Below are 12602 nucleotides of genomic sequence, written 5' to 3' on the forward strand. Positions count from 1 at the left end.
CTAGGTAACGCAACGGAATGTGATAAATGCGTCCTTTATGGAAGGGCGTTTGTAAGCCCTCGTTGCAGTCCATGCCCTAAGGTAGGTTCATGTCTCATCCTGATTCAACAGTTTCGAAGAAACTCAAACGCCTACCTCTGGAAACGTTGACGATGGCCTTTCTGGGACTTGTCTTCGTGTCCTTGGTAGGGTTTGATTTCTGGCAAAGCTGGCATGCGCGAAACGTTCAACTGCAGCAGTCCGAGAGCACAACGCTAAACCTGACTCACGCATTAGCCCAATACGCTGAGGACTCGTTCCAGGAAGTGGATGTAGCGCTCATGAGTCTTCAGCACTTGCTGGAGCAGGGTAATGAGATATTGTTTAAACCAGAGGTACTGCATACGCTGCTTGAGAAATATGCGGGTTCCCTAGAGCAAGTCGAAGGTTTTTTTATTTTTGATGAGCAGGGTAACCGGAGGGCGACTTCCCTAGGCGAAACGCCACGGAAAGGCAAAAGCTCAGACCGTGGTTACTTTAGATTTCACAATCAGAATACGACTGAAGATCCCTTCATTAGCCATGCCATCCATTCCCGTTCTACAGGTAACTGGATTATTCCGATATCCCGGCGTATTACCGACAAGCAAGGGCGTTTTGCAGGCGTAGTGCTGGCTACCGTCAGGATGGAGTATTTTCTCGATTTCTACAGACACATCGAGTTAGGGCCTTCAGGCGCCATCGTGCTAGCCATGCCGGACGGCACGATTCTGAGTCGATATCCCTTCAAAGACGAGTATATGGTGGGTAAACACCTGGCACAGAGCTACGTCATCACCACAGCATTGGCTCAGGCGCCTTCCGGCATCGTGACTATCAAGGCGGTAATCGATGGGGTGGAGCGGCTGTACGGCTATCAGCGGATAGACAAATATCCCGTGTTGGTAATGGTGGCGATGAGCAAGAAAGAACTCTTATCGACCTGGACCGGAGATACACAACGCTCAGCCATCATCGTCGCCAGCATCATTATTATGATGTCATTGTTCGCTTTGGTGCTGATGCGCCAGATCGGGCATGCCAATACGGTCAAGGCTGAACTGATCGAGGCGCACCGTGCGCTGGAACGGCAGGCCCTGTCTGACGGACTGACTGAATTGGCCAATCGTCGCTATTTCGATATGGCATTGCAGCAGGAACTCAAGCGGGCAGAACGCTCGGGGCAACCGCTAAGCCTGATTATGCTGGATATCGACTTTTTCAAGGGCTACAACGACTATTACGGACATCCTGCAGGCGATTATTGCCTGAAACAGGTTGCGCAGGCGTTAAAGCATAGTCTCCCACGATCGGGTGATTTTGCAGCACGATATGGTGGTGAGGAAATGGTAGCCATCTTGCCAGCCTGCGGCAGCCAAGGCGCCCGGATAGTCGCTAAGCGTATTCAGGACCAAATACGTAAGCTAAGGCTTGAGCATCACAACAGCCCATTCGGCGTGGTCACTGTCAGCGGTGGCATTCATACATATATGCCCGGCGAGGACGGCGTCCTGACTGGACAAACATTGATTGAGTGTGCAGACAGTGCTTTATATGAAGCCAAACGTAATGGGCGAAACCGGATGGTAGCGACTGAGACTAGTCATACGTGATTAGCAGAGGAGACGTGAGAGGGGTTCCCGGACATGGGCTCTATAAGCAGGTCCGGTACTACTGGTAATCTTAATACTATATTTAACATAAGATATATTATGCGAATATAGGGATAAGTCTCATAGGAGCATGATCGACACATTTCCCCAGCGTTTCATTTCCGATTAAAGCACTAATCGGAAATTCATGACCTGCAGTACAAACTATTCAGGCCTTACTCTTACGATCAATTTCCGCTTCATAAAGATGGATGACAAACGTTTTACGATGAGTCTGATGGTGTCTCGCTAATGACTCGACAGCCTTTACGCAGGCGAATCTCTTCATCAGAAGGTCTAGTCGAGACAAACCTGAACTCAAGATTGTCATAGATTTCAAGATAGCCCCACTCAAGACTCAATTCATCTTGTCCTTGTTCAGGTGGTTTTGCCCACCAAGGTTCACGACTGATCAACTTCGCCATGGTCTCTACCTGATATCTCTGTACAGTAACGGTTTTTTGATAATGTCTGCGTTACAGATTAGCTGGTTGAGCCTCGTACAACCGCAGAAATAAGGTTGGTAACGTTCCCTGTTAGTGCTCTGACCACCTTATCTCTTTCGATAAGCTTTTAGGTTTAAAGATCTCGATCAGTCATGGGCTTGAAAGTGATAACTCAGACTGGAAAAAAGAATCAACCGCCTGTTTAAGTGCCAAGGCCGGATCGAGTTCCCTATACTGTTGACTCAATGTCATCGCGGCCCTTTTGAATCGCGCCTCCCTCAAAACCGTTGCAACGGCATCTGATAAATCCTGTGTGGCGGGACGATCTGTTTTGAGGTTGATACCTGCACCTGCCCACGCTACCCGCGCTGCAACTTCTGCTTTGTCTTCCGAAGTGCCTGCAATCACAAGCGGAACGCCATGTCGCAATGCCTGTTGTACGCCACCGTACCCGCCGTTGGTAACCATGACATCGACGTACGGAAGCATTTGCTCATAAGGCAAATAGTCAGCCATGTAAGCATTTTGGGTAACAAATGGCTTGGTGTGCTCCCCTGCTTTACCGGCTGTAGCAATTACCAGCGCGTTACTAGCTGCAAGAGCATCAATCGTTGGATATACCAGGTCCTCCAGGTTACGAGCTACGGTGCCTTGAGTGACAAAAATAACAGGCCGACCCTTTGCTTTCGCTGCATCGACTTCACCCCACCAAGCTGGCAAAGAATAGGCTTGTACTTGGCTTGGCGCAGTACCTATCAGTTTTACAGAGGGAGGAAGACAGGCTCCGGCATATTCCAATCCTGGAACAGTCATCTGCAGAAACGCGTCTGGAAGTAGCGTGGTGGCATCCATAAAGGAATAAGGCATAGGCCTTGTACCGAATGTGCCCAGGGCGGCATCAAGGGCTGCTTTTGAGCCCCGCATCTCCCTGCCAAAATCACGACTTAACTGTACATAACGTTGTCTTTCGTGTTCGGTAGCAGCAGGAGGAAGTCCTTTACCAAAGGGTGCCAGATGGTCTGCACTAAGCATTAGAGGTGTTATCCCGAGTGAGATCAAGCCGGCAGGTCGTGCGCCAGAGGATCGCAGCTGGAATGGCCATCCTCCTGCAAACATATGATTGGTTATGAGCACAGCAGGCTCATCGCTTTCGCCTAGTACAGCTTGAACTGTCTTGGTCTGGTCGACCAATGGCTGGATAAATAGGACGCGGAAATCGAAGTCAAGTAGCTGAGGACCAGGCCGCAGCTTTTTACGGTCAGGAAAGGTTTGGTTGACATCCCGCGCATCATAATCCGCTGTACCTTGTAACGTAACATGCCGGATACCTTCCTGCTCAACACGTTCTTTTGACGCAGATCCCGTGATGAAAGTGATGTCATAACCCTCCTCTTTCAGGCACGGCAATAATGACAAAACGGGAAGTACATGACCTACCTGGGGCGTGGTTGCAACGATAATGCGAGGCATCAAATAACCTTAATCAACGGTGTATGAGTCAAGGTATACCGGTCATCCATGACATCCTTACTAAGGAACACTGACAGGCTTTCTCGTATGTCCTATGTTCGTGCTGATGATTGGGGCGTTGACAAGATAGCTAGGCTGAAGATGGCGCCGGGACCATCTATGAAGTTCGAGAATATCTGGTTAATGATCAAATTGGCTAAAAGCCTTTTTAGGTTTGATCGAGCAATAACATCTAAGCGAAAAGAGTTTTAGGTTGAACCTCAGATCAATCTGATTACTAAGAAAATCCTTAATAGCCGCAGAATTAATCCTTTATTTTTTCTAGAGTCAATCCTTCAGCTAGTAGCGCTGCGGTTAAGCGTGCCTAACAATCCTTAGACTGCTAAATAAGAACGGGCTAAAGACCCACCCTCTACTCTATATGCCATTGCTTTTTTAAAAAATTAGTGGATGTTCGTCTAGAACTTGGGGGTGCCAGCAGGCTTTTACTTGGTGGAGCAAAACCTTAAATCATCACAAAAACGCACCTCTCACGCTTGCTAAGTCAAGGAAAAGGCTGAATATATGCTTACCATCAAACCTCTTGCTGCTGCCATTCTGATCGTAATCAGCTTCCAGGCTTTCGCGGAGATGAATAGTGCCGAGATACAACAAGTCGGTACCAACAATACAGGTTCGCTAGAGCAGCAGGGCAGCGGAAATTACGCCTATCTTCAACAGGACAGCCAAGAGAATAGCCAGGCTGAGATCTTTCAGAACGGTACTAGCAATAGTGCATCGGTTTATCAGCTACAGGGTTCCGATAACAACGCTGACATAACTCAACAGGGCGATAGCAATAATGCTGCTATCCGTATTAGTGAAAATGGAAGTGGGAGTATATTTGGCTCAGGTGTCAGTTCCTACCAGGAAGGTAACGCGAACACGCTTGATATTACGGTGACTAGCTATGCTGCAGCTGTAACGACTTCTTCGGTTGGTGACAACAACTTAATTCGCGGTGAAGTAACCGGTGGTGTCTCTGGTGCCATGTTGAACCAGGTGGGTAATAATAACGGTATTGATGTTAACCTGGGATCATCATCGTACGCCTCAGTTAGTCAGAGAGGTAATAACAATACTGCCAGTGTTTCAGGCTCCTCGTATAGGATGGGAAATAACAGTACTGAGCTGACGCAAAACGGTGACGGCAATCACGCCTCCACATATATGGGCAGTCAGTTCGGCAAGGTCACCCTTACACAGGGCGGTCTCGGTAACCAAGCCGATATTTATTCCAGTAGGCGCTTAACCACCATTTCGGGTTCAACCGTTGGCAACAACAATACCGTGGATATCGACCAGTCAGTTGAAACCGGAAGCGCTATATTCGCTCAGTCTGGGGATGGGAACATATTAAATATCTCGCAGCAAGGCTTTGTTGACAATTTCACTGTAAACGCGACCCAGATGGGTGTTGCCAATCATGCAAACATTACCCAAGGTAGTGAGCTAAATGGTGCATCGGAAGTTTTGACCCAATCTGGTAACAATAACGCGGCTACCATTACTCAGCGCTAAGTCATCCCTCCAGCGCTCGAAAGAGCGCTGGTCTCTTGATTTAAACTCTTAAACGCTCTCCTAGCATTTAATAATTATTTAATCTGCTACGCTTTTTATGAAAAGCGATTTGCTTGGCTGTCGTCTCTTTTGAAGCGGTAGCGTAAGCGTATGACAACCACATCTCGCAAGCAGTCACCGTAAGACAAGTGACTAGATCAAATCTCAGCTACTCAAGCAGCTAATCAAAATAGGGTTCCAATACACTCTCAATCCAAGTCATGAAAGCCCGGACGCGTTGGGAAAGGTTACGCCGATGCGCGACTACGAGTGATGCCGCCAGCGGTTCGGGCCGTAGATCGGGGAGAATCTCCACTAGGTCACCGCTTTTGATGTGATGCGCAAGGGCCAAATAGCCGGCCTGGATCAGTCCAATCCCCGCCAGGCCCGCAGCATGATAGGTCTGCACGTTATTTACTTGTATCGCTCCTGGCAGTACAAGTGATGCATAGCCATCACCCTCCGGATATTCCCATCCAGCAAGTCGGGCGCCGAGTGTTGGTGTGTAGTGAATCATCTGATGACCCTGGATGAGCAGGTCGTCGAGTGTTTGCGGTATGCCGTGCTTTGCCAGATAGCCTGGGCTCGCCGCGTTCATCATTCGCAACTTGCCCAGTGAGCGGGCGATCAGCCTGTCGTCAACGATTGGCCCGAGACGGATTACGCAGTCGAACCCTTCCTGGACAAGATCGACTCGGCGATCTGTGCTGGACAGTTCAAGCTCCAACTCAGGGTTCGCATTGAGCAGTTGGGGCAGAGCTGGAATCACAACGGTCTTTGCCAGCTCAGTCGGCATATCTACGCGCAATCTCCCCCTCAGAGGTGCGCCTTTGTTCGTGAACATTGACTGCACGTCCTGAGCTTCGGCCAGTAGGTCACGTGCGCGTGCATAGAAGGCACGTCCATCTTCAGTCAGTTGCACGCTGCGTGTCGTTCTGTGCAGGAGGGTCGCGCCCACCTCTCGCTCCAGCCCACGAATCACCGTCGACACCCGTCCCTTCTGGATTCCTAGGCTTTCAGCCGCACGCGTGAAACTCATCATTTCCGCAACACGGGCAAAAATTAAAAGTGCCTGAAGGTTTGGCATTGTTCATCAAATGGATAACAGAGCGTTCAGATTAGCATGATTTATAGCGAATTTTTGACTCATTAGAGTAGTTCTCAGTTACCTATGTCTCCACTACATGCAGAGAACCCTCATGAATTCCTACTCTGTTCCTGTCCGAACTGTCATCGTTTACCACTCCGGTTATGGCCACACCGAACGCATGGCGGTGTCAGTCGCCGAAGGCGCAGGCACCGGTGCGGTATTGGTCGCAATCGACGCCAAAGGCACTATTTCCGAAGATGCCTGGCAAGCCCTCGCTGACGCAGATGCAATCGTCTTCGGCTCGCCTACCTACATGGGCGGCCCTAGCTGGCAGTTTAAGAAATTCGCGGATGCCTCCTCCAAGCCCTGGTTCGAAGGCACATGGCATAACAAGATCTTTGGCGGCTTCACCAACAGCGCGAGCATCAACGGCGACAAACTTAACATGCTTGAGTATTTCTTCCTGCTTTCTGGGCAGCACGCCGGGATATGGGTTGGCTTGGATATCAAACCGGCGAACGTCAAGGCATCGGAACGCGATGACCCAAATCGTATGGGCTCCTATATCGCGCCCATGGCGCAAACGCCTGCCGATGCGTCTCCTGAAGAGATGTCGCCAGGGGATCTGGAGACAGCACGTCTATATGGCGTACGCGTTGCAGTGATCGCCAGGCAGTTCCGATCAGGGAAACCTCGGTCCGTCTGAAATTTACCTGCACCAACGATGTGGCCTTGTGCTGTGCTGATGTTCATGCATCGAATTTCGAAGGAAGAGCCATGAAATACAACCGACTTGGCCGTACGGGCCTATATGTATCCGAGCTTTGCCTCGGCACGATGACGCTGGGAGGTAATGCTGACGCGGGTATGTGGGCTGCAATCGGCGCGGTTGACCAGAGCGAAGCCAACCGGTTGGTCGCCCGTGCTCTGGAGCAAGGAATCAACTTTATCGATACCGCCGATATTTATTCTTTCGGTCAGTCGGAGCGCATCCTTGGCCAGGCAATCAGAGACATCGGCGTGCTGCGCAGCGAAATTGTGCTGGCTACGAAGACTGGTGGTGTAATGGGGTCCAAACCCAACGACCAAGGAGCATCACGCGGTCATATCATGGATTCTGTTCAGCGAAGCCTGGAACGTCTTCAGGTCGACCATATTGACCTTTACCAGATTCACGCTAGCGACCCCGTGACCCCTATCGACGAAACACTGCGGGCGCTGGATGATCTGACGCGCCAGGGCATAGTCCGCTATGTCGGTGTTTCAAATTGGCACGCGGGCAGGATCGGCAAAGCGTTAGGGCTGAGCGCAGCACTCAATGCCACACGCTTTGAAACGCTCCAGGCCTATTACTCGATTGCAGGACGTGATGTGGAGCGCGAACTGGTACCCCTCGTTGTCGAAGAAGAGATGGGGCTGCTTGTCTGGTCGCCTCTTGCAGGTGGATTACTCTCGGGAAAGTTTGGTCCTGGAGCACCAACCGAGAAGGGGGCTCGGCGCAGTACTTTTGACTTTCCTCCTGTTGATCTGAATCAGGCCTGGCCCTGCATCATAGAAATGCGCGCCATCGGCGACGCTCGCGGTATTTCCGTCGCAAGAGTGGCGCTCGCCTGGTTGCTTGCCAAACCCTATGTCACAAGCGTCATCATCGGTGCCAAAAGGATTGACCAGCTCGAAGATAACCTGGGTGCGGTAAATATTGTTCTTACGGATGAGGAGCTGGCGCGCCTGGAGGCGGTGAGTGCTTTGCCTCCTTACTACCCCGGTTGGATGGTCAATCACCAGGATGCCAACAGGCGCCCTGTTCCCTTTACGCCGTTGAGGTCGAAGCAGCGCTTGTGAACATAACCCAATACCTGTGACGCAGGTGGCTGCAATAACCATCATGCGTTGAATTGAATGTACTTACTGAAAGAGAGACAGACATGCCAAAAGGATATCTGATCGGGCACGTGACCATTTCGGATGCGACCGCCTACGCCGACTATGCCAGAGCCGCAGGTGAGGCAATGCGACCTTTCAATCCCAGGGTAATAGCGGGGGGACAATACGAGAACCTAGAGGGTGAAGCCCACGAGCGGCATGTGATATTTGAATTCGACTCGTTCGCCGACGCCAAGCGTTTCTATGAGAGCCCTGAATACCAAGCGGCCAAAGCCCTGCGTGCGGGTGTTGCGACAGGTACGTTTGTCATTCTTGAGGGGACCACTTAACGCAGACCCAAGTCACTTAGCCAAGGCTGGCAGGCACCAAGACCTGAAGTTGTCTGATAGCAAACTGCTTCTCACAGCCTTGGCGAATACGGGCCAATGGAATTTTCGTTATTCAATCGGCGTGCCGCCAGCCAGACACCAATACCGTCATGCACCAGAACCTTCATGCGAGTGGCGTGGCGATTGGCAAACAAATAAGCACAGTGCGGCTTCGCCGCACTGAACAACACGACCACCCTGGCCGGCGCGCATGTCTATAGGTTCCATGGCAAGCCAGATGGCGTCGATGCGGATCATGGGGCGAGTTCACGGATAAAATGGGCACAGCTTTCTCCATTTGTTTAATGATAAATCAGCTTTTTTAAAAGCTCGGCACTATGTAGGCTGAGCTGCAGTAGAAATTCAGCTCAACTGCTGAGCTTAAAATACTTTCGCTATTCAGTTCAGCTAACAATAGCCTCTGGAAGTTTGGCGATGACCTTTATCTCAAATTGAAAGCCGTAGAGCCATGTAACGCCAATGCCGGTTAACGTCGGATAAGGTGCTTCTCCCCAATATTCTGGCAGCACTTTCCAGATCGTATCAAAGCGTGTTTCGGGGTCAACGATGAAAACCGTTACGTCAATGACATCTTTGAACGAGCAGCCTGCTGCAGCCAGAATCGCGTTCAGATTTTCAAAAGCAAGCCGCACTTGTGCCTCCAGTTCCGGCTCGGGCGAGCCATCTTCACGACTACCAACCTGTCCTGAAACAAACAAGAAACCGTTGGAGCGAATCGCGGGTGAATACCGATTGCGCTCATACAATGCCTGACGGCCAGTTGGAAAAACGACGTTGCGTGTGCTCATGGTTGCTCTCCTGGTGACCGGATCGACCCGTTATGTCGATGTAGAGAGACTTTAGGGAACGCTTACCTGTTGAATAAACTACCAAGCGCAGTCATCACTATTTGTAAAATCCGAATAATCTACGAGACAGTAGGAACAGCGATGGATCGTTTTGATGCAATGCAGGCGTTTGCTCGTGTTGTGGAGGCAGGCAGCTTTACCAAGGCAGCCGAAACACTTCATATGAGCAAGACCAGCGTTACCCAACTGGTGCAGCAACTGGAAGCCCGGTTACGCGTTAAGCTGCTCAACCGGACCACACGCCGTGTCAATGTGACGGCCGATGGGGCCGCTTATTATGAGCGCGTGGTCAGACTGCTTGCGGCGAAACGAGCTTATCCAGCGCCTCCTTGGCTCCCAGAGGGCGGTTACGAGTGGATGTGCCCAGCCCTTTTGCCCGTCTAGTTCTGATCCCGGCACTTCCAGCGTTTTACGAAAAGTATCCTGATATCCAACTTGATATGGGTGTCAGTGATCGTATGGTCGACCTGATTGGCGACAATGTGGATTGCGTTGTACGTGGTGGCAAGATTACCGATCAATCGTTGGTTGCTCGCCATATAGGCGATTTACGGCTTGGGGTGTACGCCGCGCCGAGCTATCTGGAGCATCGGGGAACGCCACTTCACCCTCGGGAATTAGAAGGTACTGACCACGGTATCGTAGGCTTTCTCTGGGCGCGCACTGGCAAGGTCTTTCCCTATGCCATGCGTTCCGGCAATGAGAGCGTCAATGTCACGGGTCATTATGCGCTGGCCGTGGACGATGGTAATGCCTATTTGGCAGCCGGGCTGGCAGGGCTAGGTCTCCTCTGGTTACCAGACTATATGTCCAAAGATTATTTGACTCGAGGTGAGCTGGTTCCTGTGTTTGAAGACTGGCAACTCGACCCAATGCCAATGTACGTAGCATTTCCGCCAAACCGGCATGTCAGCGCCAAACTACGTGTATTTATCCAATGGATCACTGAACTAATGACACCCGGCGAAGCAGTGTCAGACAAGAGACCGTTAGGCCCTGCCCGCTGATTGCGACCGAGCTGAAGATGCATAAAAAATCCGCTGACCCGGATAAGGTACGTCCAGGTGTTTTCGCCGTCTAGACTCTATCCCTGCCCAACCAAAACCTTAGTTTGGCCTGTGCAGCAGGCCGAAAGGTGATCTGATCGGCTATATTAGCGGAGAATGCACTGCAGCCCGCCAGGGCTGCAGTAGTTTACGGCCATGTTATAGGACGCCATCAGCTGGATGTTGTAGCCTCATTACACCTGAAGTTTACGTAGCTCACCCCCCTCCTCCCTTAGGCGATTCAAGTACGCGGCTGTACTCAGTAACTGGTAGGGGAAGTAAAGGCCCGGTGAGGTGGGCGGTTGACCATCCAGCCCGAGCAGCCTTTCAAGGACCATTGCTACGCTAAGGCCTGTTAGCGGTGCCGCGCCTTTTGGATGGATGATGGCATGACGTGTGCGCAGTGGTTCGCCATTTAGGTCCTCGCCCTCAAGCTCAATGATGATCTCGGTCGACATAGGTTTACCCTGACGTCGGGTTGAGCTAACCCCGATGCCCATATTGAACTGGATATTGGCTGCACCCGTTGCAGCCCCTAGGCCAACGACGTCAATGGATGAAAACCCGGACGCTTCGATTTCAGTACCATCAACTGCACGAAAGCTGACCTTGGCATCCTCTCCTTCCCGCCAAACATATACACCGTCACGCCGGGTCAGCGCGGCTGGCAGCATCCTGTTCAGGCGCTCAAAGTCGCTTGCAACAGTCGGGCCTCCGGTATCCTGTTCATCGACCAGCGCATTGATGCGTATGTCGTGCACCCGGCTAAACGCCTTAGCAATGCTCAGTGTGGATACCGTTGTAGCGCCCACCATCCATTCGTAACCGAGGACAATGGGTGCTGCATTAGGCATGTGCATATAGGTTGCGATTTCCGGCGCGATCTCGAAAATGCCAGATGAAATACTGAGATGAGGCGCACCGTGCTTTTGGGCGTAGCGTAGCCCGGCAATAGCATGGTCCATGTAGAAGACTACGACACCGCTGACGGTGCGATCCCCAAGGCCCAGGTCGTCGGCACCAGCGTCAATGACCACGCCTTGCGCTCCACCAATCTGTTCTGCGGCCTGCTGGGCCTTGGCAGCATCGCGGCCGCCAATCAGCAGTGGTACATCAGGATAGACGGCGCGCAGCGCTCGAGCAGTTTGATGACCAATTGCACCAGAACCGCCCATTAACAGGATAGGATTAAGTGACATTACATGATCTCCTAATTCCAAGCTTCAACCTACTACTGGTAGGTAAGCTATCACGACCATCACTTATCTGAACCTACCATTGGTAGGTTTTTTTAATTCGGGAATGATCAAGTGCAAAAAGAAACCTTGCCCTCCGCTATATGTTCCTCCACACGCCGGCTTCCAAAAGCCGAGCGGCGTAAACAACTGCTGGATACCGCATTACTGATCGTGCGGGAGGAAGGAGCAGACCGGTTGACCTTGGGGTATCTATCCGTCCGCGCAGGCGTCTCCAAACCGGTGGTCTATGATCATTTCGATACCCGCTCGAGCCTGTTGATTGAGCTCTACAGATGCATTGATATCGAGCGGGTTAACGCTTTCCGTGACGCAATGTCCTTAACCCCGCGGAGCCTTGAAGAAACTGCCCAACTCCTGGCAAGCGCCTACATTCAGTGCGCAGGAGACACAACCGACGAATTCTATGCAATAGGCGCAGCTCTGGCAGGCAGCGAAGAGAAAGCAGCAGTCTTTCAAGAGCTGTTGGATAACTGCGTGCAAATGTTCATAGCCGTGCTCAAACCTCACGCAGCTTTTTCGTCTGGCGAATTGGAGCGACGCTGTACAGGTCTTGTTGGCGCGGGAGAAGCGCTCTCAGGCGCATTAGTACGAGGGCGCTATAGCAAGGATGAGGTGATTGACGCGTTCGCCTCCTTGATCCGGAACGCTTTGTCGGGCACTGATTGAGGCAGGAACATGAATGAGGCAGAACAGTGCTTTCGCGTAGCGGATTTCTTTCACAAAATATAGGCCAGCCGGTTGGATTTTCCAGCCAACTCCTTAACTCCTGCTCCAACATTTATGGATAGCAATAGAGAATATGTCCACGGCTGGGCGATGTTCGCAGAGGTAAAGTCACTTCAAAAATTATCGTCGCGTATATTGGAACAAAGCCTGCTCCTAAGCCACTCAGTCGGGTATC

At 51.4% G+C, this 12602-nt stretch carries 12 protein-coding genes and 1 pseudogene; 7 read left to right on the forward strand and 6 right to left on the reverse strand.

The annotated features are described in order from the left end of the window. Nucleotides 1-89: 89 nt before the first annotated feature. The gene (locus QWJ10_RS10020) at nucleotides 90-1631 is read left to right on the forward strand and encodes a sensor domain-containing diguanylate cyclase (RefSeq protein WP_289926005.1); all 1542 of its coding nucleotides are present in this window, start codon (nucleotides 90-92) and stop codon (nucleotides 1629-1631) included. Between the two features lie 263 nt (nucleotides 1632-1894). On the opposite strand, the gene QWJ10_RS10025 is transcribed toward QWJ10_RS10020, so the two are convergent. Both QWJ10_RS10025 and QWJ10_RS10030 read right to left on the reverse strand, forming a co-directional pair. After that, nucleotides 1895-2095: a hypothetical protein gene (locus QWJ10_RS10025; protein ID WP_083848902.1), complete on the reverse strand. Its 201-nt coding sequence runs from the start codon at nucleotides 2093-2095 to the stop codon at nucleotides 1895-1897. A gap of 171 nt (nucleotides 2096-2266) precedes the next feature. Further along, nucleotides 2267-3586 (reverse strand): nucleotide disphospho-sugar-binding domain-containing protein, encoded by a 1320-nt coding sequence (locus QWJ10_RS10030; RefSeq protein ID WP_122044169.1) that lies wholly within the window; start codon nucleotides 3584-3586, stop codon nucleotides 2267-2269. A gap of 564 nt (nucleotides 3587-4150) precedes the next feature. On the opposite strand from QWJ10_RS10030, the gene QWJ10_RS10035 reads away from it, so the two are divergent. Next, entirely contained in the window at nucleotides 4151-5146 is a 996-nt protein-coding gene (locus QWJ10_RS10035; RefSeq protein WP_289926009.1) for a hypothetical protein, read from the forward strand. A 220-nt stretch (nucleotides 5147-5366) separates the two neighbouring features. On the opposite strand, the gene QWJ10_RS10040 is transcribed toward QWJ10_RS10035, so the two are convergent. Continuing rightward, nucleotides 5367-6272 carry a LysR family transcriptional regulator gene (locus tag QWJ10_RS10040; protein WP_289926011.1) on the reverse strand — a complete coding sequence of 302 codons (906 nt, stop codon included), beginning with the start codon at nucleotides 6270-6272 and terminating at the stop codon, nucleotides 5367-5369. A 112-nt stretch (nucleotides 6273-6384) separates the two neighbouring features. On the opposite strand from QWJ10_RS10040, the gene QWJ10_RS10045 reads away from it, so the two are divergent. The 3 genes from QWJ10_RS10045 (at nucleotide 6385) to QWJ10_RS10055 (ending at nucleotide 8488) form a co-directional block, all read left to right on the forward strand. Beyond that, on the forward strand, nucleotides 6385-6981 hold the full coding sequence (locus QWJ10_RS10045) for a flavodoxin family protein (RefSeq protein ID WP_289926013.1): 597 nt from the start codon (nucleotides 6385-6387) through the stop codon (nucleotides 6979-6981). 71 nt (nucleotides 6982-7052) lie between these two features. Continuing rightward, the gene (locus tag QWJ10_RS10050) at nucleotides 7053-8117 is read left to right on the forward strand and encodes an aldo/keto reductase (RefSeq protein WP_197871782.1); all 1065 of its coding nucleotides are present in this window, start codon (nucleotides 7053-7055) and stop codon (nucleotides 8115-8117) included. An 83-nt stretch (nucleotides 8118-8200) separates the two neighbouring features. After that, complete coding sequence (locus QWJ10_RS10055) at nucleotides 8201-8488, forward strand: DUF1330 domain-containing protein (protein WP_125890126.1); 288 nt, start codon at nucleotides 8201-8203, stop codon at nucleotides 8486-8488. A 71-nt stretch (nucleotides 8489-8559) separates the two neighbouring features. Here QWJ10_RS10055 and tnpB read toward each other — a convergent pair whose 3' ends face one another. Together tnpB and QWJ10_RS10065 are read right to left on the reverse strand one after the other, a co-directional pair. Then, nucleotides 8560-8724: an IS66 family insertion sequence element accessory protein TnpB gene (gene tnpB / locus QWJ10_RS10060; RefSeq protein ID WP_313549234.1), complete on the reverse strand. Its 165-nt coding sequence runs from the start codon at nucleotides 8722-8724 to the stop codon at nucleotides 8560-8562. A 207-nt stretch (nucleotides 8725-8931) separates the two neighbouring features. Further along, a complete protein-coding gene (locus tag QWJ10_RS10065) occupies nucleotides 8932-9336 on the reverse strand; it encodes a RidA family protein (RefSeq protein WP_197871778.1) in 405 nt (134 codons plus the stop codon). A gap of 141 nt (nucleotides 9337-9477) precedes the next feature. Between QWJ10_RS10065 and QWJ10_RS10070 the strand changes: the two are divergent. After that, nucleotides 9478-10403, forward strand: a pseudogene (locus QWJ10_RS10070) (LysR family transcriptional regulator). Between the two features lie 233 nt (nucleotides 10404-10636). Here the strand turns inward: QWJ10_RS10070 and QWJ10_RS10075 are convergent. Then, nucleotides 10637-11641, reverse strand: a complete 1005-nt coding sequence (locus QWJ10_RS10075) for an NAD(P)-dependent oxidoreductase (protein ID WP_289926020.1) — start codon at nucleotides 11639-11641, stop codon at nucleotides 10637-10639. Nucleotides 11642-11752: 111 nt separating this feature from the next. Between QWJ10_RS10075 and QWJ10_RS10080 the strand changes: the two genes are divergently transcribed. Then, nucleotides 11753-12367 carry a TetR/AcrR family transcriptional regulator gene (locus QWJ10_RS10080; protein ID WP_289926023.1) on the forward strand — a complete coding sequence of 205 codons (615 nt, stop codon included), beginning with the start codon at nucleotides 11753-11755 and terminating at the stop codon, nucleotides 12365-12367. Nucleotides 12368-12602 lie beyond the last annotated feature (235 nt).

This window comes from Pseudomonas sp. WAC2, assembly GCF_030403525.1.
Classification (GTDB): domain Bacteria; phylum Pseudomonadota; class Gammaproteobacteria; order Pseudomonadales; family Pseudomonadaceae; genus Chryseomonas; species Chryseomonas luteola.

Excerpts from the sequence above, each read along its gene's own strand:
- QWJ10_RS10020 (WP_289926005.1), top strand. The coding sequence starts at position 90 with ATGTCTCATCCTGATTCAACAGTTTCGAAGAAACTCAAACGCCTACCT.
- QWJ10_RS10025 (WP_083848902.1), bottom strand. The coding sequence starts at position 2,095 with ATGGCGAAGTTGATCAGTCGTGAACCTTGGTGGGCAAAACCACCTGAA.
- QWJ10_RS10030 (WP_122044169.1), bottom strand. The coding sequence starts at position 3,586 with ATGCCTCGCATTATCGTTGCAACCACGCCCCAGGTAGGTCATGTACTT.
- QWJ10_RS10035 (WP_289926009.1), top strand. The coding sequence starts at position 4,151 with ATGCTTACCATCAAACCTCTTGCTGCTGCCATTCTGATCGTAATCAGC.
- QWJ10_RS10040 (WP_289926011.1), bottom strand. The coding sequence starts at position 6,272 with ATGCCAAACCTTCAGGCACTTTTAATTTTTGCCCGTGTTGCGGAAATG.
- QWJ10_RS10045 (WP_289926013.1), top strand. The coding sequence starts at position 6,385 with ATGAATTCCTACTCTGTTCCTGTCCGAACTGTCATCGTTTACCACTCC.
- QWJ10_RS10050 (WP_197871782.1), top strand. The coding sequence starts at position 7,053 with ATGAAATACAACCGACTTGGCCGTACGGGCCTATATGTATCCGAGCTT.
- QWJ10_RS10055 (WP_125890126.1), top strand. The coding sequence starts at position 8,201 with ATGCCAAAAGGATATCTGATCGGGCACGTGACCATTTCGGATGCGACC.
- QWJ10_RS10065 (WP_197871778.1), bottom strand. The coding sequence starts at position 9,336 with ATGAGCACACGCAACGTCGTTTTTCCAACTGGCCGTCAGGCATTGTAT.
- QWJ10_RS10075 (WP_289926020.1), bottom strand. The coding sequence starts at position 11,641 with ATGTCACTTAATCCTATCCTGTTAATGGGCGGTTCTGGTGCAATTGGT.